The sequence below is a fragment of the Streptosporangium sp. NPDC001559 genome (assembly GCF_042893955.1).
Lineage (GTDB): Bacteria > Actinomycetota > Actinomycetes > Streptosporangiales > Streptosporangiaceae > Streptosporangium.
This window is the reverse complement of the sequence record NZ_JBIAVG010000014.1, coordinates 147,593-169,080: the sequence shown is the minus strand read 5'-3', so window position 1 is coordinate 169,080 and position 21,488 is coordinate 147,593. Positions and strand designations below refer to the sequence as shown.

22 protein-coding genes are annotated in these 21,488 nt (G+C 69.4%); 13 read left to right on the top strand and 9 right to left on the bottom strand.

The features are described from left to right. Positions 1-16: 16 nt before the first annotated feature. Positions 17-250: a hypothetical protein gene (locus ACFYY8_RS29035; protein ID WP_390046292.1), complete on the bottom strand. Its 234-nt coding sequence runs from the start codon at positions 248-250 to the stop codon at positions 17-19. A 467-nt stretch (positions 251-717) separates the two neighbouring features. Beyond that, a complete protein-coding gene (locus ACFYY8_RS29030) occupies positions 718-1,821 on the bottom strand; it encodes an MFS transporter (protein WP_390046290.1) in 1,104 nt (367 codons plus the stop codon). 614 nt (positions 1,822-2,435) lie between these two features. Between ACFYY8_RS29030 and ACFYY8_RS29025 the strand changes: the two genes are divergently transcribed. Continuing rightward, positions 2,436-3,014, top strand: coding sequence for a hypothetical protein (locus tag ACFYY8_RS29025; RefSeq protein ID WP_390046288.1), 579 nt, complete (start codon positions 2,436-2,438; stop codon positions 3,012-3,014). A 115-nt stretch (positions 3,015-3,129) separates the two neighbouring features. Here ACFYY8_RS29025 and ACFYY8_RS29020 read toward each other — a convergent pair whose 3' ends face one another. The 4 genes from ACFYY8_RS29020 to ACFYY8_RS29005 are packed head-to-tail and all read right to left on the bottom strand — an operon-like array spanning position 3,130 to position 5,023. Next, positions 3,130-3,831 carry a rhomboid family intramembrane serine protease gene (locus ACFYY8_RS29020; RefSeq protein WP_390046286.1) on the bottom strand — a complete coding sequence of 234 codons (702 nt, stop codon included), beginning with the start codon at positions 3,829-3,831 and terminating at the stop codon, positions 3,130-3,132. Positions 3,832-3,889: 58 nt separating this feature from the next. After that, positions 3,890-4,372 (bottom strand): cytidine deaminase family protein, encoded by a 483-nt coding sequence (locus ACFYY8_RS29015; RefSeq protein ID WP_390046284.1) that lies wholly within the window; start codon positions 4,370-4,372, stop codon positions 3,890-3,892. Continuing rightward, positions 4,362-4,901 (bottom strand): NUDIX hydrolase, encoded by a 540-nt coding sequence (locus ACFYY8_RS29010; protein ID WP_390046281.1) that lies wholly within the window; start codon positions 4,899-4,901, stop codon positions 4,362-4,364. Before ACFYY8_RS29010 ends, ACFYY8_RS29015 begins: the two co-directional genes overlap by 11 nt. After that, the gene (locus ACFYY8_RS29005) at positions 4,889-5,023 is read right to left on the bottom strand and encodes a hypothetical protein (RefSeq protein ID WP_390046278.1); all 135 of its coding nucleotides are present in this window, start codon (positions 5,021-5,023) and stop codon (positions 4,889-4,891) included. The genes ACFYY8_RS29010 and ACFYY8_RS29005 overlap by 13 nt, the downstream gene beginning before the upstream one ends. 240 nt (positions 5,024-5,263) lie before the next feature. Here ACFYY8_RS29005 and ACFYY8_RS29000 point away from each other — a divergent pair, with 240 nt between their 5' ends. From ACFYY8_RS29000 to ACFYY8_RS28985, 4 genes are all read left to right on the top strand, one after another. Further along, positions 5,264-5,866 (top strand): NAD(P)-dependent oxidoreductase, encoded by a 603-nt coding sequence (locus ACFYY8_RS29000; protein ID WP_390046276.1) that lies wholly within the window; start codon positions 5,264-5,266, stop codon positions 5,864-5,866. Between the two features lie 328 nt (positions 5,867-6,194). Further along, a complete protein-coding gene (locus tag ACFYY8_RS28995) occupies positions 6,195-7,805 on the top strand; it encodes an ABC-F family ATP-binding cassette domain-containing protein (protein WP_390046273.1) in 1,611 nt (536 codons plus the stop codon). Positions 7,806-7,922: 117 nt separating this feature from the next. Beyond that, entirely contained in the window at positions 7,923-8,726 is an 804-nt protein-coding gene (locus tag ACFYY8_RS28990; protein ID WP_390046271.1) for a hypothetical protein, read from the top strand. Positions 8,727-9,125: 399 nt separating this feature from the next. Next, on the top strand, positions 9,126-10,184 hold the full coding sequence (locus ACFYY8_RS28985) for an NlpC/P60 family protein (protein ID WP_390046269.1): 1,059 nt from the start codon (positions 9,126-9,128) through the stop codon (positions 10,182-10,184). A gap of 34 nt (positions 10,185-10,218) precedes the next feature. Here the strand turns inward: ACFYY8_RS28985 and ACFYY8_RS28980 are convergent, their stop codons facing one another. Next, positions 10,219-10,713 carry an inorganic diphosphatase gene (locus ACFYY8_RS28980; RefSeq protein ID WP_352014786.1) on the bottom strand — a complete coding sequence of 165 codons (495 nt, stop codon included), beginning with the start codon at positions 10,711-10,713 and terminating at the stop codon, positions 10,219-10,221. A gap of 107 nt (positions 10,714-10,820) precedes the next feature. Between ACFYY8_RS28980 and dacB the strand changes: the two genes are divergently transcribed. The 7 genes from dacB to ACFYY8_RS28945 all read left to right on the top strand — a co-directional run bounded on the left by dacB (position 10,821) and on the right by ACFYY8_RS28945 (position 19,001). Then, a complete protein-coding gene (gene dacB, locus ACFYY8_RS28975) occupies positions 10,821-12,185 on the top strand; it encodes a D-alanyl-D-alanine carboxypeptidase/D-alanyl-D-alanine-endopeptidase (protein WP_390046267.1) in 1,365 nt (454 codons plus the stop codon). A gap of 51 nt (positions 12,186-12,236) precedes the next feature. Next, positions 12,237-13,355, top strand: a complete 1,119-nt coding sequence (locus tag ACFYY8_RS28970) for a zinc-dependent metalloprotease (RefSeq protein ID WP_390046265.1) — start codon at positions 12,237-12,239, stop codon at positions 13,353-13,355. A 90-nt stretch (positions 13,356-13,445) separates the two neighbouring features. Next, positions 13,446-14,480 (top strand): tRNA lysidine(34) synthetase TilS, encoded by a 1,035-nt coding sequence (tilS, locus tag ACFYY8_RS28965; RefSeq protein ID WP_390046263.1) that lies wholly within the window; start codon positions 13,446-13,448, stop codon positions 14,478-14,480. A 13-nt stretch (positions 14,481-14,493) separates the two neighbouring features. Beyond that, entirely contained in the window at positions 14,494-15,051 is a 558-nt protein-coding gene (gene hpt / locus ACFYY8_RS28960; RefSeq protein ID WP_390046261.1) for a hypoxanthine phosphoribosyltransferase, read from the top strand. A 285-nt stretch (positions 15,052-15,336) separates the two neighbouring features. Continuing rightward, positions 15,337-17,310 carry an ATP-dependent zinc metalloprotease FtsH gene (gene ftsH, locus ACFYY8_RS28955; protein WP_390046259.1) on the top strand — a complete coding sequence of 658 codons (1,974 nt, stop codon included), beginning with the start codon at positions 15,337-15,339 and terminating at the stop codon, positions 17,308-17,310. A gap of 2 nt (positions 17,311-17,312) precedes the next feature. After that, complete coding sequence (gene folE / locus ACFYY8_RS28950) at positions 17,313-17,894, top strand: GTP cyclohydrolase I FolE (RefSeq protein WP_390046257.1); 582 nt, start codon at positions 17,313-17,315, stop codon at positions 17,892-17,894. A 330-nt stretch (positions 17,895-18,224) separates the two neighbouring features. Next, a complete protein-coding gene (locus tag ACFYY8_RS28945) occupies positions 18,225-19,001 on the top strand; it encodes an SDR family oxidoreductase (RefSeq protein WP_390046255.1) in 777 nt (258 codons plus the stop codon). A gap of 144 nt (positions 19,002-19,145) precedes the next feature. Here ACFYY8_RS28945 and ACFYY8_RS28940 read toward each other — a convergent pair whose 3' ends face one another. Further along, positions 19,146-19,772 (bottom strand): class I SAM-dependent methyltransferase, encoded by a 627-nt coding sequence (locus ACFYY8_RS28940; RefSeq protein WP_390046251.1) that lies wholly within the window; start codon positions 19,770-19,772, stop codon positions 19,146-19,148. Positions 19,773-19,784: 12 nt separating this feature from the next. Next, positions 19,785-20,762, bottom strand: a complete 978-nt coding sequence (locus ACFYY8_RS28935) for a helix-turn-helix transcriptional regulator (protein ID WP_390046249.1) — start codon at positions 20,760-20,762, stop codon at positions 19,785-19,787. A 95-nt stretch (positions 20,763-20,857) separates the two neighbouring features. On the opposite strand from ACFYY8_RS28935, the gene ACFYY8_RS28930 reads away from it, so the two are divergent. After that, the gene (locus ACFYY8_RS28930; RefSeq protein WP_390046247.1) at positions 20,858-21,466 is read left to right on the top strand and encodes a TIGR03086 family metal-binding protein; all 609 of its coding nucleotides are present in this window, start codon (positions 20,858-20,860) and stop codon (positions 21,464-21,466) included. Positions 21,467-21,488 lie beyond the last annotated feature (22 nt).

Sequence of the window (21,488 nt, the reverse complement as noted above, 5' to 3'; positions counted from 1 at the left end):
GGGTTCCTGTACGGGGTCAGTTGCGGATGAGGTGGATGATCTCGTCCTGGTGGCCGAGGGCCTGGGCGAGACGGTGGATGGTGGTGCGAGCGACGGAGTCACGCGCCCCCGCGGCGTGCTGGGTGGGGGTGACCGGCTGGTAGCGGTGCGCCCACCACCGGGGCAGGCCGGGCAGGTCGCGTGCCTCGTAGCGCCAGCCGCGATGAATGCTGCCGAGTAGGTCGATCAGCCGCCGCTCATGGTCGGTCATGGTCGTCTCCGTTCGCGGGGCATGGGGCGTGAGGCAGGGGCGGACAGGGGCCAGAAGACGGACGGTTGACACCCGGGTGAGGGTTGCCGGATATGGCGTGTGTAATGGGACACATATGGATTTATCCGATAGCCAAGTCATGCGAACACGGCAGACACCAGGCAAAAGTGGGGAGATGTGGCTGAATCCCCCGAACTGCCACTAAAGAAACCATGGGGCGGTTTCCTTCTCTGGACGCGCCGAAAAACCCAGTTTCGGCGCACAGAAATCGCCGTGGCTGGGTGCGGTTCTCACGGGGTACGGCGTGCGTCCCGGGCGGGCGCTCCGCCGTCGGCGGGTGAACGTCGCCAACGGCTCACCGGGCGTCCGGGGACCGATGAGGGAGACCGGCGGCGCGGCGGCGGGAGGGTCTCCTCAGCCCCGCGCGGCAGGCTTGACGGGCTCGTCCGGCGCGGGGGGTTTCCGGCTCAGCCGTTGGCCGCGCGGTCGGTGAGGGCGGGTAGGAGGGCGGTCATGGTGAGGACGGCGGTCAGGGCGAAGGCGAGGGGATAGCCGGTCCGCTGGGCGACCATGCCGAAGGCGACGGCGCCGATCCCCATGCCCGCGTCGTAGGCGAAGTTCCACAGGGCGGTGACCGTGCCGTACCCGGAGGCCGTGACCCGGGCGTACATCAACGTCAGGGTGGCGTTCTGGGCGATCCCGAAGCCCGCGCTGAAAAGCACGACCCCGGTGACGACGGCGACGGCGTCGTTGGTCAGCGCGGTCAGGAGCATCCCGGCGGCCGAGGCCAGCAGGGCGGGCACCACGAGCCCGGCCGATCCGTACCGGTCGCCGTGACGGCCGGCGAGCCAGCGGGCGACGGTGGCGGCGGCCGGGTGCACGAACAGGGCCGTGGCCACCAGACCGTCAAGCTCGTCCGGTACGGCCAGCGGCAGGAACGTGACGGCGATCCCCGAGCCGAGGGCGGTGGTGGCCAGGACGGTCGCGGGCCTGACCAGGGCGCCGGTGCGGAAGCCCGCGGCCACCCCGATCGTCGGCCCCGGCAGGTCCCGGCCCTCGGGAAGGCCGGGGACCGCCAGGAGCGCGGCCAGCGCGACGAGGGCCGCCAGGACGAACACGGTCTCGTAGTTCACGCGGTTGGCCAGCCAGATCCCGAGCGGCAGCCCCACCAGGGACGGCACCCCGGACACGACGCCGACGAGCCCCAGCCCTTCGGCGCGGCGCTCCGGCGGGATCAGCGCGGCGGTCAGCGTGCCGCCCGCGACGATCGTGAGCGCGAACCCCAGGCCGCGCAGCAGGCAGATCACCACGGTCCACGTGAGGTCGTCGGAGACGGTCAGCAGCAGGGCGGGCACGCCGAGCAGGACGAGTCCCGCGGCCAGTGGGAGGCGGTGGCCGTACCGGGTGACGATGCGTGGGGCGGCCAGCTCGCCGACCACCGTGGCCAGCATCAGCGCTCCCGTGGTCAGTCCGGCGGCGTCCTGTCCGCCGGAGGCCGTCGCGCGCAGCGGCACGACCGACATCAGCAGGAACAGACTTCCCAGAGCGCCGACCACGGTTACAAAGCGCAACAAAAGCGCTCTGGACAGTAATGGTGGCCGCCCATCAAGGAGCAGGGCGGTTTCTTCGCGTGGAGGCATGGGGTGAAAGCTAGAACCTGACCAAGTACTGGCGCGTTCTTTTCCATGTCTTTGGAGAGGCCGCTTTGTTGACGGCCTTAGTGAGGCCAGGACAACTCGACCAGTTCGATGGGGTTGGCGGTGGTTTGCACCTCTGGTTCGTCCCGCCGGGTCAGGGGTGTTCGGGCGTGGATCGCTGGTCTCGTCGGACCGTTCGAGCGATCGCGGCCCCCGCTTGGTCCAGGGCATCGGCCGGGCGCACCGTCACCGGGCGCGACCGGTCCGCGCCGCGTACGAGATCGCATCCACGACGCCCCGGCGCGGACGTTCCTTTCCGCGGCCGTCCGGTGCGCGTCAGGAGCGGGGATTCGATCAGCGCCCGCCGCTCATCCGTGAGATCAGATGGTGAAAAGGGTCGTCGTGTCGTTTCCTGGTTCTGCCCGGTTGCGGGACGGCTTCACGATCGGCTCTCGAAAACGCCGTCGGTCATCGCCCGCTCTTCCAGAACAATGAGCGGCCGCCGTTCGTCTCAACAGGAAAGTCCTGACTCTCTTGAGGGGTGCGGCGTGCAGAAGGAGCGGGTTTATATCGGCCTTGCGCTTTTTGGACTGGCCGGAGTATGTGCTCTGGCGGGCTGGTTCTGGTGGCTGGACCTGTTCGGAAAGCTCGTGCTGTGGTTCGGCGCCGCGTCCTTCACCTGGAAGGGCTTCCAGGCCCTTCTGGGAAAGACCGGCTCTCCACAGGCGCGGGCCACCGCCCGGCCGGCCCCGCCCAATCTCCCTGGCTCCACGCTCCAGGCGCCGGCGAATCCCCCGTCGCCGCAGGGGCCGCCCGGGAACCCCGCGCCCCTTTCCGTCTCCCCGGACAGTCTCTCCGCGCGAACGGATCACGGAGAAGTCTGGGAGGCGGTGAAGTCCGCGACCAACGGCACCGTGCGCGGCATGCGGCGATTCTGGGTCGTGCTTGGTCTCCTTCTCCTGGTGCCGATAACGCTGGGTCTGACCATCGGTGGGATTGTCACGCTTCTCAGCGGCGACGTGCCGACGGCTGGTCTCATGTGCGCGGCGGCCGGCTTCCTGGTGTGGTACTGCTGCGGCCCGCTGCGGCGCTTCTGGAAGACGGGGGAGATCGAGGTGACCGAATGACCGGCCGACGGGTCGACGGCCCGGGTGAGTGACCCCTGGTCTTCGTGACGATGCGGAACCCGCGCGGGCCGGCGGGGGCTTGCGCCACGACGCGCACGACGCCCGGCGGAGTGGCTCAGAGGCCGAGGTCGTCCAGTTCCTTCAGCAGGGCGGCTCGGGAGTCCTCGGGGGAGGAGGGCCTGGCGGCCGGGCCCGCCTTGGAGGCGGAGGCGGAGGCGGAGGTGGAGGCGGCGGCGTGGGTACGGTTTCGGAACAGCCAGCCGCCGAGCAGACCGGCCAGGAAGCCGAACGCGTGGGCCTGCCAGCCGACGCCCTCCTGGGGCAGCAGTCCGGTGAACTGGTAGGCGAAGCACAGCGCCATGACGATGCCGACCACGATGTCGATCAGGTGCCGGTCGAAGGCGCCGCGCACCAGCACGTAGCCGAAGTAGCCGAAGACGACGCCGCTCGCGCCCGCGCCGACACTCATCGAGCTGGCGGTCAGCCAGGCGCCAAGGCCGCTGACCAGGATGATGAGGCCGGTCACGCCGAGGAACCTGACGACTCCCCGGTAGGCGGACAGGAAGCCGAAGACGAACAGCGGTCCCGAGTTGGCCTCGATGTGCTCCCAGCTCCAGTGCAGGAACGGCGACGTCGCGATGCCGGGCAGGGTGGAGGGGGTCCAGCCGCGTATGCCGTAGTGGTAGCTGAGGGAGTAGCCGGAGATCCAGTTGACGATCTGGAGCGCCCAGATGAGGGCCAGGAAGCCGACCATCGTCCAGAAGGCCTTGCGGGCCTCGGCGACCATGATCTCGGCTGACTGCCCCTTGGCTTCCATCTGACGTCCCCCCGAGGCGATCACCCGACAAGGACCAACACTGTAATGGCCGGGTATGTCAGCTTTCACCCGTCGAGCCCGTCGAGCCCGTCGAGCCCGTCGAGCCCGTCGCACCCGGTGCGCCGGTGAACGGCCGGGTGCCGGTGCGCATGTCCCACCGGCCGTTCAACGGGATCAGGTCGGTGATCCGTACGCTCCTGACCCCGTCCCCGGTGGGCAGCAGGACCCGGATGCCCGGGTGGTAGTCGGCCAGGATCTGACGGCACCGGCCACACGGCGCGATCGGGCCGCGTCCCTCGTCGCCCACGGCGACGATCGTGGTCAGCTCCCGCACCCCCAGGGCGGCGGCCTGCCCGAGCGCCACCAGCTCCGCGCACGGCCCGCCGGTGAAGTGGTAGAGGTTGATCCCGCCGTGCACCCGGCCGTCCCGGTCGCGTACGGCTGAGCCAACGGTGTGCACGGAGCCGTCGCCGCCACGCTCGACGATCCGGCGCGCGTGCTCGATCAGTTCCAGGTCGTCGGCGGTCAGGTCACGTGACATCGGCGGTCTCCGGATGAAGGCCGGGAGGCTCCGGATGGTGCCAGGGGAAGACGACGGGCTCGGCGGGTACGGCGCCGGCGAGGAGTTCCTCCAGCAGGTCGGCCAGGCCGAGGGGAATGACCCGCTCCCGGTTCGCGCGCAGCTCGGGCAGCGACCACCAGCGGGCTCCGTCGATCATCGAGCGTTCGAGGTCCTCCATGCCGGATTCGTCGATCTCGCCCCTGCTCGTCCGCAGGAAGAAGAAGCAGTCCTGGGAGAGGAACAGCCTGCCGTCCTTGTGGGTCCAGTGCCCTGAGCTGGTGGCCACGACGGGGCCGAAGTCCTCGGGTGAGGCCCGCCGCCCGGTCTCCTCGAACAGTTCGCGGGCCGCGGCCTGCCGCACGGTCTCACCGTCCGCGATACCCCCGCCGGGGGTGAACCAGGCGTGACTGGAGTCCTTCCCCATGCCGGGTCCGTGAAAGAGCAGGACGCGGTCGCGGTCGTCGACCAGGAAGATCCGTGCGGACGGCCGGACGATCACCTCGGGCATGCCGGTGATCCTACGCCTGGGGCTCCCGGCCCGAGTGGCGGCGACAGCAGCGCCGAGCGGTGGTCGCCCTTGGTGTTGATCGGGTCGAGGGCGAGGGGCTCGCCGGTCAGCGGGAGGTCCATGGATCTAATGCCACTTTGTTTCTTTGACGCATTAGATAGTTGAGCGCTATAACTAATGTGTCTTCGAACCAAAGGGGCATGTGATGAACAGCGCCCACCGGTTCGTCGACGTGGACGGGGTATGGGTCTTCTACCGTGAGGCCGGCCCCGCCCACGCTCCAACGCTGCTCCCGCCGCACGGCTTCCCTGAACAACCCCTCTTATCGCCGACTTCCTTGAGCGTGTCGGAAAGGACAACGGATGAAGATCGCAGTCGTCGGGGCGACCGGCCACATCGGCTCGGCCGTACTGAAGGAGGCCGGTGACCGTGGCCACGAGGCCGTCGGCCTGGCCAGGAACGTCTCCGGGCTGGAGAACGGCGTCGTGATCGACGTGCTCGACCCCGCTTCTGTCGCCGAGAAGCTTTCCGGCTACGACGCCGTGATCCTCGCCGTGAAGGGGGACGTGCCGGGGGCCGTACGGAACCTGATCGACGTGCTGCCCGGTGCCGGCGTGACGCGGGTGCTGGTCGTGGGTGGCGGCGGCAGCCTTGAGGCCGCCCCGGGACAGCGCTTCGTCGACGGCCCCGACTTCCCCAAGGAGTATCTGGAGGAGGCCACGTCCCAGGCGAAGGCGCTCGATCTGCTGCGGGCCGAGGGCGACGCGCTCGACTGGTCCTACGGCAGCCCGCCCCCGGCCTACCTGGTCGACGGCGAGCGGACCGGTGTCTACCAGGTGAGGGGCGGCGACACCCCGGTCGACGGCATCGCCACCCGCATCACCGTTCCCGACTATGCCGCGGCCCTGATCGACGTGCTGGAGAACGGCTCCTTCGTCAGGGAGCGCTTCAGCACCGGTTACTGACCCTCGAGGTTGGCGGACATCCGGCCCAGCACGTCGATCGTCGCCGTGCGACCAGCCGCGCTCGCGCGGTTCCTCGGGGAGGGGGGCCGGCGATGCGCGACTGGCCGGAGCACGACAGAACGGACTTCGTCGACGCCCTGGGACGGCTCGGCCTAAAGGGTCACGGAAAGCCGGACCGGTTTTGACCCAAGGGGGCTTGCCCCGGCCGTGAGAGCGGCGCTGGAGCCGGTTGACCGCCGCCGGGCGCCGCCGTGCCCGGCGGATTAATGATGTGCGAACCTCTCACATCGGCGGATACCCTGCGCGAGGACCTGAGGAGGGGTTTTGCGTGGGGCACGTTGAGGTTGGCCATCTGACCTATGTTCTCCCGGACGGACGGCCGTTGCTCGACGACGTGTCGTTCCGTGTCGGCGAGGGGGTCAAGGCCGCGCTCGTCGGCCCCAACGGGGCGGGCAAGACGACGTTGATGCGCCTGATCTCCGGCGACCTCCAGCCCGTCGAGGGCAGCGTCGCCAACTCGGGCGGCCTGGGGGTGATGCGCCAGTTCATCGGCAGCATCCGCGACGGGCGCACCGTGCACGACCTGCTCCTCGGCGTCTCCCCCCTGGGCGTACGGCAGGCCGCGGAGAAGCTTGAGGCCGCCGAACTGGTGATGATGGAGCGCGAGGACGAGAAGGCCCAGATGCGCTACGCGCAGGCCATCTCCGACTACGGGGACGCCGGCGGCTACGACATCGAGGTGCTCTGGGACACCTGCACCATGGCCGCGCTCGGCGTGCCGTACGACCGGTGCAAGTATCGCGAGGTCAACACGCTCTCGGGCGGTGAGCAGAAGCGGCTGGTTCTTGAGGCGCTGCTGCGTGGGCCCGACCAGACGCTGCTGCTGGACGAGCCGGACAACTACCTCGACGTGCCGGGCAAGATCTGGCTGGAACAGGCTCTGCGCGAGACGCCCAAGACGGTCCTGCTGGTCAGCCACGACCGGCAGCTCCTGGCCAACGCCGCCGACCGCATCGTCACCGTCGAGTCCGGAAACATCTGGATTCACGGTGGCGGTTTCGCCACCTACGCCCAGGCCAGGAAGGACCGCAACGAGCGCCTCGGTGAGCTGCGGCGCCGCTGGGACGAGGAGCACGCCAAGCTCAAGCGCCTGGTCGTCATGCTCGGCCAGAAGGCGAAGTACATGGACACCATGGCCGCCGCCTACCACTCAGCCCAGACGCGGCTGCGCAGGTTCGAGGAGGCCGGGCCGCCCGAGGTCGCGCCGAGGGACCAGAACATCAGCATGCGCCTGCGCGGCGGCCGTACCGCCAAACGCGCGGTGATCTGCGAGAGCCTCGAACTGACCGGCCTGATGAAGCCGTTCGACCTGGAGGTCTGGTACGGCGAGCGGGTCGCGGTGCTCGGCTCGAACGGCTCGGGCAAGTCGCACTTCCTGCGCCTGCTGGCCGGGGAGGAGATCCGGCACACCGGGGTGTCCAGGCTCGGCGCCCGGGTCGTGCCCGGTCACTTCGCGCAGACCCACGCCCGCCCCGAACTGCTCGGCAAGACGCCCTGCGAGATCGTCATGACCGAGCACGCGAAGCTGCGCAACGAGGCCATGAAGGCTCTTTCGCGCTACGAGCTGGCCGGTGACGTGGGCGACCAGCGGTTCGAGACGCTGTCCGGCGGACAGCAGGCCAGGCTGCAGATCCTGCTGCTCGAACTGTCCGGGACCACCCTGCTGCTGCTCGACGAGCCGACCGACAACCTCGACCTGGCCAGTGCCGAGGCGCTCCAGGAGGGGCTCAACGCCTTCGACGGGACCGTGCTCTCGGTCACCCACGACCGGTGGTTCGCCGAGGACTTCGACCGCTATCTGGTCTTCGGCTCAGACGGCAGGGTCTACGAGTCGTCGGAGCCCGTCTGGGACGAGACCCGGGTGGTCAGGAAGCGCTGAAACATGCCTTTGGGGATTCTGTACAAATAATCCGGCATAGGGAATCTCAGTTAAAGAATTCCCCCGAGGCGTGCGTGTCCGGTGTGAGCCCGAATAACCACGGGTTATCACGGCTATGTGACGCACAGTACCCGAATCGTCGGCGCCATCGCCCTGCTGCTTCTGGCCGGATGCTCCACCGGCCCCGAACAGCGGGGGGCGGCTCCGCTCAAGCCGCTCACGGTCAAGGAGCAGGTCTCGTCCGTCGTCAAGAAGGACGGGGGGTACGTGGTGAACTGGGCCGGCGTGCTCGCCAACAGCAATCCCTGGCATTTCGGGGAGAACGTGGTGGCCACGGTGATCGCCAAGGACGCCGCGGGCAAGGAGATCATCCGGCTGCAGCAGCCCCTGGACGCCGTGCCGCCCGCAGGGCTGTTGCCGTTCAGCGGTGAGGTGGTCGCCACCGAGCAGCCGACCCGGGTCGACATCGACTACCGGCCCGCCGAGTGGCGGCTCGCCGGACGGATCGTCTCGGCCTTCCAGCCGTTCCCGGTCACCGACGTGATGACCGTGCGCAGGGAGAACGGCTACGTGGTCGTCGGCTACGTCGGCACGCCGTACCGGCTGCCCGCGGGCAGCCTGGAGGTCACCGCGCTGCTTCGGGACAAGGACGGCAAACTGCTCGGCGGTGGGAGCGCGTTCGTCGACGACGTCCGCTCGGACGGCACACGGCGTTTCGTCATGCACATCGAGAGCGTCCCGAACACCAAGCAGATCGCGAAGGCCGAGGTCGAGGCGCACACCTGGGGGTCGAGCAGCCGTCCCTACGAGCAGCTCGCGCTGGGCGGCAGCGTGCCGGTGCACACGGTCAAGCCGACGACGGCCGCCTTCGCCAAGGACAGGGGCAGGCAGGGAATGGCCGCGGGGGACGCCAGGCCGTAACGTCGGGCCTTTCGGGCATTTAGTGTGTTTCACCTTTTTGGTGGGGCGCCGGGTCTTCCATAGACCCGGCGCCCTTTTTTGCGCCTGCCGTTCGACGTGAACTTTCCCGATTTTTTGGTGTTTGTAAAAGGCGGGGGAAATTTCGGGGAATGTGAGGGCAATGGGGGCCGGGTGAGAACCGGGGAATCCGCCGGTGAAAGGTCCTTCTTCGGGTGTTGTTCCCGGCATTTCCCGCGCCGGATGCGCCCGAGAAGAAATCCCGCCGAACAGCACCGATCACGTTATGTGTGTTACATGTGTGCGAAGAGTGACTATGGGGAATCTGGAGTCAAGCGAGCTGTCATGCAGTGACACATAGCGATATGCGCTGATTCGTTGGCGTTATGGGAGAGGTGAAATATGCACTCCGTACGCGGAAGGCGTTGTCACGTCGTCGCGGTGGTCTCCGGACTGGCATGCTGCCTGGTCGCGGGCGTGGAAGCCGGTTCAGGAGCCACGGCCTGGTCACAGACCCGCACCGGCCCCACGGCCGACGAGGTCGCCGAGGCGCGCTCCGAGGCCGTCGAGCGAAGTAAACAGTTGAACGACGCCACGGCCAGGCTGGACGAGGCCAGGCGGCGCCTGGAAGAACTGGTCGCCCTGGAACGCGCGGGAGGGCCGACCCCCGCCCCCTCGGCCGTCCCCGACGCCCCTGACGGCCCCGCCGCCCCTGACGCTTCCGCGGGAACGTCCGTGAGGCCGGACCTTGAGACGGACGAGGACGAGATCCTGGCCCAGGCGCGGAACGTCGGCCTCGACGGCGAGAGCGGGTCGACCGTCTCCGGATTCGGCCCTGACGTGATCGGGCAGGCGGCCGAGGTGCGCAGGTTCAGCCTGGAACGCGCCCGGCTCAGGACGGAGGCCGAGACGGCGCTGACCACCGCGCAGCGGCTGGTCGCCGAGCGGGAGGCGGCCAGGAAGAGGCGAAGGGCGGCCAGGGGGCGCTCCAGGGCACGCGCGGCGGCCCAGGAAGCCCAGAAAGCCCAGACGACCCAGCCGGTCCAGGCCGTTCAGCCGGTCCAGACGACCCAGGTCGCCGTGCTCACGGAGCAGACACGCGGGAACATCGCCGCGGACTGGGCGCTGACCCAGATCGACAAGCCCTACGTGTGGGCGAGCGCGGGACCGTCCGGCTACGACTGCTCGGGGCTGACCATGCAGGCCTGGGCCAGGGTCGGGGTCAAGATGGACCACTGGACGGGCACCCAGTGGACCGCGGGCAGGCACGTGCCGTACGACCAGTTGCAGCGTGGGGACCTGCTCTTCTTCGGCCGCGGTACCCGGAGACCCGCCGACATCCGGCACGTGGGCATCTACATCGGAAACGGCATGATGGTGCACGCCCCGCAGACCGGGGACGTGGTCCGGGTCGCGCCGATGTGGCGCAAGGACCTCATCGGCGCGACCCGCCCCGCCTGAGGGCGTGGCTCCGCAGCGTCGGACAAGCGGCGGATCAGTGCTGGTGGCCGGCCTCCTCGGCGCGCTTGATCGACCGCGCGATCTCCTCCTCGGCCTCGACACGGCCGACCCAGTTGGCGCCCTCGACGGACTTGCCGGGCTCCAGGTCCTTGTAGACCTCGAAGAAGTGCTGGATCTCCAGGCGGTCGAACTCGGGGACGTGGTGAATGTCGCGGATGTGCTCCATCCTCGGGTCGGTCGCCGGGACGCACAGCACCTTGTCGTCACCGCCCTTCTCGTCCGTCATGCGGAACATCCCGACCGCGCGGCACTTGATCAGGCACCCCGGGAAGGTCGGCTCCTGAAGCAGCACCAGAGCGTCGAGGGGGTCTCCGTCCTCGCCGAGGGTGTCCTCGATGAAGCCGTAGTCGGCGGGGTACTGCGTGGAGGTGAACAGCATCCGGTCGAGCCTGATGCGGCCGGACTCGTGGTCCACCTCGTACTTGTTCCGTTGCCCCTTGGGAATCTCAACGAGAACGTCGAACTCCACCGCGTGTTCCTCCGCTCAAGCCCCCGGGCACCCCCGGATGGGCGTTAATGTCTCGTAGAAGTATCGAATGATGAGAGGTCGGCGACATAATGCGGCGCGAGCGGGGGGTGGCCTTGGTCACTCTCGTCTTGCTGCAACTGTTCGTCGTCGCGGCCGGCGCTCACCTGCTCACCAGCGACGAGCTGAGTGAGAAGGCGCCCAAACCGGTCGCTTCGGCAGAGCCGCCTCCACCCGTCCCGGTCATCACCGCGGGTCCGGTGCTGGCCGCGCGGGGGAACGGACCTCTCCCTGCCAAGGGTACTTTGGCGGCGAAGCTCACCGAGGCGCTGGGGGACCCCGCACTGGGCGACAGCGTCGGCGCCGCGGTCGTCGACGTCGAGACGGGCGCCCTGCTCTTCGGCAGCGGAGCCGAGACGGGCGTGACCCCCGCCTCGACGACCAAGGTCGCGACCTCCGTCGCGGCGCTGGCCTCCCTGGGGCCCGACGCCACGATCAGCACCCGTGTGGTGCGCGGCCCGACGTCGAAGTCGATCACCCTGGTCGGCGGGGGCGATCCCACGTTGAGCGCCAGGAAGACCTCCGGTGTCTACCCCCAGCCCGCCTCGCTGGCCGCCCTGGCCATGCGTACGGCCAGGGCGCTCAAGGCGACCGGGATCACCACGGTGAACGTCACCTACGACGACGGCCTCTACACCGGCCCGAGAACCGCCCCGACCTGGAAGCCCGGCTACGTGCCCGAGGGCAGCGTCGCCCCCGTGACGGCGCTCGCGATCGACGAGGGCAAGGTCGCGCCGGGCAGCCACCAGCGGGTCTCCGACCCCTCCCGTACGGCCTACACCACGTTCGTCTCGCTGCTGTCGAAGTACGGCGTGAAGGCCGTCAAGGTCGCCAGGGCCAGGGTCAGGGCGGCCAAGGAGTCCCAGGAGATCGCCAGGGTCGACTCGGCTCCGGTCTACGCCCTGGTCGAACGGGCCCTGACGCTCAGCGACAACGACCTCACCGAGGCCCTCGCCAGGCAGGTGGCCATCAAGGAGGGCAGGCCCGCCTCCTTCGAGGGAGCGGCGCAGGCCGTGCTCGGGGTGCTCGGCAGGCTGAAGCTGGCTCAGGGGGTGCGGGTCTTCGACGGCTGCGGTCTGTCCCCGAAGAACCGCATCGCCCCGGCCGCCCTGGCCAGGCTCGTCGCCGTGGCCACCTCCCCGGCCAACCCCCACCTGCACTCGGTGATCAGCGGCATGCCCGTCGCCGGATTCACCGGCACGCTGGGGCACCGCTTCGTCAAGGACGACTCGGTCCACGGCCTCATCCGCGCCAAGACCGGCACCCTGGACGGGGTCAACGCGCTGGCCGGGACGACCGTGACACGCGGCGGGCGCCTGGTGACCTTCGCCTTCATGGCCGACAAGGTCCCGCCCGGCTGGGGCAAGGCGGAGGCGGCCCTCGACAGGCTCGCCGCCATCGTCGCCGCAGGCTGATTGACCACACTGACCGCGCGGCCGGTACGGATACCACGTACGGTGGACGGTATGCAGGTGATCGACTGGGACCTTGCCGTCGCGACCGGAACGCGCCTGGTGCGCCCCGGGCCGCAAGTGAGCCGAGAGGAGGCTCGCAGGGCGGTCGCCGAGCTGCGGCAACTCTCCCGAATCGCCGAGGGACACGTCCGCGAGTTCACCCGGATCGACACCGAGACCGCGCCCGTGGCCGCGACCGTCGTCGACCGGCCGGGCTGGATCAAGGCCAACGTCGAGGGCTTCCGGGTGGTGCTCGAACCGCTGACCCAGCGGATGGCCGCCCGCAAGGAGCAGACGCCCGCGATCGTGACCGCGGTCGGCGCCCGCATCACCGGGGTCGAGGTCGGCGCGGTGCTGGCCTTCCTGGCCTCCCGCGTCCTGGGGCAGTACGAGCTGTTCCTGCCCCCCGACCCCTCGGGCAGGCAGCCCGCGGGCCGTCTGACGCTGGTCGCGCCCAACATCGTCCACGCCGAGCAGGAGCTCGACGTCAACCCGCGTGACTTCCGGCTGTGGGTCTGCCTGCACGAGGAGACCCACCGGGTGCAGTTCACCGGTGTGCCGTGGCTCAGGGAGTACGTCCGTTCCCAGATGACGGACTTCCTGCTCGCCTCCGACATGGACCTGAGCACGCTCCTCGACCGGCTCCGCTCGGCGGCCGACGCGGTCGCCGACGCCGTCAGGGGCGGCGAGGGCAATCTGATCGACGCGATCCAGACCCCCGAGCAGAAGGAGATCCTCGACCGGCTCACCGCGGTGATGACCCTGGTCGAGGGGCACGGCGACTACGTGATGGACGCGGTCGGCCCCGCCGTCGTGCCGACCGTCGCAGACATCCGCGCCAAGTTCCAGCACCGCCGCGAGGGCGGCTCCCGGCTCGACCGCACGGTCCGCAAGCTGCTCGGCGTCGACCTCAAGATGAAGCAGTACGCCGAGGGCTCGACCTTCGTCCGCACGGTCGTCGAGCGGGTCGGGATGGACGACTTCAACAAGATCTGGACCTCCCCGCAGACGCTTCCGACCCAGGACGAGATCGGCGACCCCGGCCGCTGGATCGCCAGGGTCGTCGGCACCCGGGCCCTGCCCGACGTCAACGGCACCGCCGTCGCCCCGGAGGAGGGCCCGGCGGCCTGACAGGCCCTTCCCGGGCCCTGCCCGGGGTCGTTCCCGGACGCGGGCCCGGCCTGGCGTCGGAGAGGCGTCACAGGGCGGACAATGGCGGGCATGGGTCCGCCTCCCGCCGTCGCCGACGTCCGCCGGGCCGTACGGCTCGCGCTGGACGGCATGGCGCCGGGATCTCTCGTGCTGGTCGCGTGCAGCGGCGGCGCCGACTCCCTGGCGCTGGCCGCGGCGACCGGCTTCGTCGCCCCTCGCGCGGGGCTGCGCGCCGGACTGCTCACCGTCGACCACGACCTGCAGCCCGGCTCCGGTGACCGCGCCCGCGACCTCGTACGGCTCGCCCCCTCGCTGTGCCTCGACCCGGCGGAGGCGGTGCGCGTCCGCGTCGGGACGGAAGGGGGGCCGGAGGCGGCGGCCAGGCAGGCGAGATACACCGCGCTGTCCGAGGCCGCGGAGCGACTCGGGGCGACGGCCGTGCTCCTCGGGCACACCAGGGACGACCAGGCGGAGACCGTCCTGCTCGGCCTGGCCAGGGGGAGCGGCACCCGCTCACTTGCCGGGATGCCCGCACGGGCGGGGCTGTACCTGAGGCCGCTGCTCGGGCTGGGCAGGCGGACGACCGCGGCCGCCTGCGCGGGGATGGGGCTGAGCCCCTGGGAGGACCCGCACAACCGCGATCCCCGCTACACCCGGGTCAGGGTCAGGACCCGGCTGCTGCCCGCCCTTGAGGACGAACTGGGGCCCGGCGTCGCCGAGGCGCTCGCCAGGACCGCCGACCTGTGCCGGGACGACGCCGACGCCCTTGACGGCTGGGCCGGACGGGCGTATGCGGAGGCGGTCGCCCGGGGCGCGGGCGATTCAGCTCTTAGCGATATCGCGGACGGACCCGGGGCGGTGGTGCTGGCCGTACGGGAGGTGGTGGATCTGCCCTCCGCGGTGCGGCGCCGGGTGCTGCGCAGGGCGGCGATCGAGGCCGGATCGCCGCCGGGGACGCTCGCCGCCGCCCACGTCCTCCAGGTGGACCGCCTGGTCACCGCGTGGCGGGGGCAGCGCCGCGTAGAGGTCCCCGGAGGGATTGGGGTGGTGCGCCGGTATGGCACCCTGGTGTTCGCCAGACACCCAGCAAGCCCCATCTCGTAAGGAAAAATCCCAGGTGGACGCAGCCGACATGGGCAAGGACCTCGAAAGGGTCCTCATCACCGAAGAAGAGCTCCAGGCAAAGATCAAGGAGCTGGCGGGCCGCATCGACGAGGACTACGCGGGAGGGGAACTGCTGATCGTGGGCGTGCTCAAGGGCGCGGTCATGGTCATGGCCGACCTGGCGAGAGCACTGCACCTGCCGGTCCAGATGGACTGGATGGCGGTCTCCTCCTACGGCGCCGGCACCAAGACCTCGGGCGTGGTCCGGGTTCTCAAGGACCTGGACACCGACATCGCCGGACGGCACGTGCTGGTCGTCGAGGACATCATCGACTCCGGCCTGACCCTTTCGTGGCTGGTGCACAACCTGAAGTCCCGGAACCCCGCCTCGGTGGAGATCTGCGCGGCTCTGCGCAAGCCGGACGCGGTCAAGGTGCCGCTCGACGTGAAATACATCGGATTCGACATTCCGAACGAGTTCGTGATCGGTTACGGCCTCGACTACGCAGAGCGATACCGCAATCTTCCCTTCATTGGAACCCTCGCGCCCCATGTGTATGGGGCCAGCTGAAAAAGTACGCCCTGGGCGAAGTCTGCCCCTCATGCGTACGACATTCGCCATAGGGGAGGGGAACACACGCCCACCTGACGTACGTTGGTAGGGCAAAGCCGGTGCTGTCCGGGCGGTTACTCCGTGCGGCACACCGGTGTACCTTCGGACGATCAAGAGGGCGGCTTCGCCCGCCAACTCTTGGTCGTCAGTTGGAGCGGTTAGGGAGACCGCGAGCCCCGGGCTCCGTCCGGGGTTGCCAGGCCATGGTCAGGAAGGGACGGGCCCGCCGGGGTTCCGCATCGGATGGATCTCAAGCGATTTACACGTGGGCCACTGCTGTGGATCCTGGGCATCGTCGTGCTGCTCCTGCTCGTCACCACGATGTGGAACAGCGACGGCAGCATCGACAAGGCCGACACCTCACAGATCGTCAGCTGGATCGACGAGGGCAAGGTCTCCAATGCGAAGATCGTCGACAAGGACCAGCGCATCGAGGTCACTCTGACCGACGGTAAGCGCTACTACTCCTCGTGGGTGACCGGCCAGGGTGTCCAGCTCGCAGACCAGCTCCAGGCCGCAGAGAAGGCCAAGAAGCTCGCCAAGGGCTACACCGTCGACGTGCCGAGGGACAACTTCCTTCTCGGCCTGCTGATGAGCTTCCTGCCGATCGTCTTCGTCGTGCTGTTCTTCCTGTTCATCATGAACCAGATGCAGGGCGGCGGCTCCCGGGTGATGAACTTCGGCAAGTCGAAGGCCAAGCTCATCACCAAGGACACCCCCAAGACCACCTTCGCCGACGTCGCGGGCGCGGACGAGGCCATCGAGGAGCTCCAGGAGATCAAGGAGTTCCTCCAGGCCCCCGCCAAGTTCCAGGCCATCGGCGCCAAGATCCCCAAGGGCGTCCTGCTTTACGGCCCGCCCGGAACCGGTAAGACCCTGCTCGCCAGGGCGGTCGCCGGTGAGGCCGGGGTCCCGTTCTACTCGATCTCCGGTTCCGACTTCGTCGAGATGTTCGTCGGTGTCGGCGCCTCCCGGGTGCGCGACCTGTTCGAGCAGGCCAAGGCGAACGCACCGGCCATCATCTTCATCGACGAGATCGACGCGGTCGGTCGTCACCGTGGCGCCGGTCTCGGCGGCGGTCACGACGAGCGCGAGCAGACGCTGAACCAGCTGCTCGTCGAGATGGACGGCTTCGACGTCAAGGGCGGCGTCATCCTGATCGCCGCGACCAACCGGCCCGACATCCTCGACCCGGCGCTGCTGCGCCCCGGGCGTTTCGACCGCCAGGTCACCGTCGACCGCCCCGACCTTGAGGGCCGCAAGGGCATCCTCAAGGTGCACGGCAGGGGCAAGCCGTTCGCCGAGGGCGTCGACCTCGACGTCATCGCCCGCCGGACGCCCGGCTTCACCGGTGCCGACCTGGCCAACGTGATCAACGAGGCCGCGCTGCTCACCGCCCGCGCCGACCAGAAGCTCATCACGATGGAGACCCTTGAGGAGTCCATCGACCGCGTGATGGCCGGTCCCGAGCGCAAGTCGCGCGTCATGTCGGACCAGGAGAAGAAGATCATCGCGTACCACGAGGGTGGACACGCCCTGGTCGCGCACGCGCTGCCCAACTCCGACCCGGTCCACAAGATCACGATCCTGTCCCGTGGACGCGCCCTCGGTTACACGATGACGCTGCCCATGGAGGACAAGTTCCTGGCGACCCGCTCCGAGATGATGGACCAGCTCGCGATGCTGCTCGGTGGCCGCACGGCTGAGGAGCTCGTCTTCCACGAGCCCACCACCGGCGCCTCCAACGACATCGAGAAGGCCACCTCCATCGCCCGCCGCATGGTCACCGAGTACGGCATGAGCGAGCAGCTCGGCGCCCGTAAGTTCGGCGCGGGCAACGCCGAGGTCTTCCTCGGACGTGAGATGGGTCACGAGCGCGACTACTCCGAGAAGATCGCCTCCGCGATCGACGAGGAGGTCCGCCGCCTCATCGAGTCCGCGCACGACCAGGCGTGGGAGATCCTCGTCGAGTACCGTGACGTGCTCGACAACCTGGTGCTCGAACTCATGGAGAAGGAGACCCTCTCCCGCGAGCAGGTGCTGCAGATCTTCGCGCCCGTCGTGGTCAAGGAGAAGCGCCCCTCCTATTCGGGGTACGGCAAGCGGCTGCCCTCCAACCGGCCGCCTATCCTGACTCCGAAGGAGCAGTCGGGTAACGGAGCGCTCCCCGCGGGCGCCGGGCACACCGACTCTGTGGTCCCCAGGGACGGGAACTGAGTGTGAGCGTCAATCCCCTCAAGGTCGACTCCGAAAGGCTGGAGAAGGCCGTCCGCGAGATCCTCTACGCCATCGGAGAGGACCCCGACCGTGACGGCCTCCGGGACACCCCGGCACGGGTCGCGCGAGCCTACGCGGAGCAGTTCGCCGGGCTCGGGCAGACCCCCGAGGACGTCCTGACCACGGTCTTCGACGTCGACCACGACGAGATGGTGCTCGTCAGGGACATCGAGGTCTACTCGACCTGCGAGCACCACCTGGTCCCGTTCCACGGTGTCGCCCACATCGGCTACATCCCCAACGAGAAGGGGCAGGTCACCGGCCTGTCCAAGCTCGCCCGCCTCATCGACGTCTACGCCCGGCGCCCCCAGGTGCAGGAGCGGATGACCTCCCAGATCGCCGACGCGCTCATGAACGTGCTGGAGCCCAGGGGCGTCATCGTCGTCATCGAGTGCGAGCACCTGTGCATGACCATGCGCGGTGTCCGCAAGCCCGGGGCGAAGACGATCACCTCGGCGGTCCGCGGCGACTTCCGCAGCAGTGACAAGACCCGCGCGGAAGCGATGGCCCTCATCCTCCGCTGATCCTTCCGCACCGAGGCCCCTGCCTTCCTGGCAGGGGCTTCGGCGTTTCTCAGGGGGCGGAGCCCGTCGATGTCAGGAGTCGCTGCCGGGATGAGGGTCGGCCGGTATCTCGAAAGGCCTGGCCCGGGGTTCCGTCTTTCCCGGGTGATCGCCCATGTCGTTCCCTTGGTCGAGGCGCCCGGCCTCCCGGGTGTGGTTTTTGAATAAGCGGCGCGAGCCCTTTTCGCGATGGCCGCGACTGGACGGGGTTCCCGGTTCCACGAAGGCGGCAATGGAACCTCGGCCGTTCTAGTTGCTCCGACAACGTGAATATGTGTTTACCGTGATCGCGTGAAGAACGAACCGCGTACCTACGTAGTCACAGGCGCCGCCTCCGGTATCGGCGCCGTCACGGCCGACCTTCTCGCCGCAGGGGGCGACCGGGTGATCCGCTGTGACCTGAGCGACGCCGACGTGCTCGCCGACCTGAGCACGCGGGAAGGCCGGGAGCGGCTGGCCGAAGGTGTCGCCGCCGCCTCCGGTGGCACCGTGCACGGCCTGGTGGCCGTGGCCGGGGTCGGTGGCCTGAGCCCGGCCCCCGTACGGGTGAACTTCTTCGGCACCCTCGCCACACTCGACGCGGTCCGGCCGCTCCTGGCCCGCTCGGAGCGGCCCCGCGCCGTCGTCGTCTCCTCGCTGGGCGCCATCGTCGCGGCGGACGAGGGCCTGGTCGAGGCCTGCCTGTCGCTGGACGAGGAGGCCGCGGCCGAGGAAGCGGCCAAGATCGTCGAGGCCGGGAACGGCCAGACCGTCTACACGTCGAGCAAGCTGGCGCTCAACCGGTGGTTGCGCCGCGCCGCGGTCGGTCCCGACTGGGCGGGCGCCGGTATCCCGCTCAACGCCGTCGCCCCAGGCGTCGTGGACACCGAGACCGCCAGGAGGTTCGTCATCGACGACCCGGCCGCCCGGGAGCTGATAGAGGCCCTGATGCCGCAGCCACTGGGGTTCCCCGGCCCTGTCGAGGCCGTCGCCTCGCTGCTCGCCTGGACGGTGAGCCCCGGCAACGCGTTCATGACCGGGCAGATCCTCTACGCCGACGGCGGCGCCGAGGCCGTGCTGCGCCCCTAGAGTTCGCGGATACGGTTCCGGCCCGATGAGAACCGTGTCCGCGCCGGGCATATCTCGATCGTGGCGTTGGAAACGACCCTGGGCTGAGTCGGCACCTCATGACTCGAATCCCGAAATATGGCCTTAAGTCTTTTTCTGTGGTGACTAGTGCATCAATAGGTGGCCTCGGCGGAATCGTTCGCCTTCGAGGGGTTCGCGGAGCATTCGGCCTATTTCGAGGAATCCGGCGTCGGCGGCCAGTTTCGCGAGGTCGTCGATCGGCCATCGGTAGGCCGTCGTCACCTTGTGGTCGAACGGTGTGACCGGATCGCCCTCCGACTCGAAGAAGCCGAGCAACAGGTGCCCGCCGGGCGCGAGCACCCGCCGGAACTCGGCGAAGTACGCGGGCACCTCCCTGGGCGGGACGTGGATGATCGAGTACCACGACAGGACGCCCCGCAGCTCGTCGTCGGCCAGGGCCAGGGCGTCCATGGAACCGACCTCGAACCGCATGTCCGGATACGTCGCACGGGCGATGTCGATCATCACGGGTGACAGGTCGACGCCGAAGACGTCCACCCCCAGGTCCCGCAGGTGCGCGGACGTCTGTCCCGGGCCGCATCCCAGCTCGGCGACGGGGCCGGCGTCCCGTACGAGCTCGGCGAAGACGGCGAGCACCGCGCGGTCGAGCGGAAGGGGGTCGAGGTAGTTCCTGGTGAGCTCGGTGTAGAGAACGGCGACGGCGTCGTAGGCGCTCGCCGTCGTGTCGAGGTATGAGGAGGAGTCGGCCACGGGCACCAGAGCCTATGAGGCTCCGGCGTCGCCCGGTAGGGCTTCGGTGTAGCGGCGGGCGAGGGCGCGGATGTGGGCGACGAGTTCGGGCGGCCCGTCGACGCGGAAGTCCATCATCAGCATGCTGAGGTAGACGGCGATGGTCTCCAGGGCGTCGGCACCGGTGACGAGGACGCTGGTGTGGGCGTCGACGGCTTCGACGATGCCGACGGCCGGGTTGATGCGGGCGATCACGGTCTCGGCGGGGGCCAGGACGGTGACGCGGGCGTGAACCCTCCAGCCGGTCCGCGCGACCTCGCGCAGGACGAAGGCGACGAGGTCGTCGTCGGGCAGGGAGCGGGCGGCGAAGTGGCGGGACGCGGACCGGACACGGATCAGGTCGGCGACGGGCAGCGCCCGCCAGGCGTGTGTACCGAGCTCGTAGGCGACCAGGAACCAGCGGCGGCGCCAGCTGATCAGGCGGTAGGGCTCCACCTCGGTCTCGGTGCCGTCTCGGGTCACCAACAGGGTCACGCCGTCACGGATCGCGGCCGCGACGACGGTGAGGGTGGCGGCGGGCACCGGGGCGTCCGGCTCGCGGGAGCCGACCGTGGCGGGCCCGACCGCGGTGGCGGAGCGCAGGGCGGTCACCTTGCGCTGCAGGTGTCTCGGAAGGATCTGCTGGAGCTTGGCGAGCGCCCGGGTGAGGCTGGCGTCGATGTCCTCGATCCCGGTCGATCCGTCCTCGGCGAGGCCGACGGCCAGCGCGACGGCCACCGCCTCGTCGTCGTCGAGCAACAGCGGAGGCATCTTCGCGCCCTGCCCGAGCCGGTATCCGCCCACCGCCCCGCGCGTGGCGTGCACCGGGTAGCCGAGTTCGCGGAGGCGCTGGACGTCCTGTCGCAGCGTACGTTCGGCGACGCCGAGGCGCTCGGCGAGTTCACGGCCCGTGTGGGACCGGTCCTGCAACAGGGACAACAGGCGCAGCACCCGGGCCGTCGTCGAAGCCATCAATCTCTCACTCCCGGCAGTAATTAGGCATAAAACTAGCCTAATAGGCCCATAGTCTGATGTCACAGGCAAGGAAGAGACCGAAAGGCAAGATCATGAACGTCACCGTCACCTCCCTGCGGCCGGTTTGGCGTGAGGTGCTGGCCGCCTCGTACCGGGCGCTGGAGAACAGCGTCGCGGGCGTGCGGGACGGCGAGGGGGACAACGCCACCCCGTGCTCGGAGTGGACGGTCACCCAGGTGATCCAGCACGCCGCGGGCGACCAGCTCGCCTACGCGAAGACGCTCGGCGTCGGAGACGGTCCGGCCTACGACCCCTTCTCGCCCTCAGGAGCCGTCGACGGCACCGCGGTGGAGCTGGTGAGGGACGCCGTCGAGCGGACCGGCGCGGCGTGGGCGGCGGTGCCCGACGACAGCGAGACCGTCCCGACGCCGCTGCCGCACGGTGAGCTGCCCACCCCGGTCGCCGCGGTGATGTGCGCGCTCGACGCCGCCGTGCACGCGTGGGACATCGCGATCGCCACGGGCAGGCCGTCCCCGCTCGACGACGAGCTCGCGGGCCACCTTCTCGCCGCCGCGCGGGAGATCGTCGAACCGCTGCGCCAGTGGGGGGCCTACGCCCCCGTGGTAGAGGCCACCGGCGGCCCCTCCGCCACCCCGGTCGTCGACGACCTGCTCCGCTACCTCGGCCGCGTCCCGCGCTGACGGTGTGGCGGCGGGATTGTCG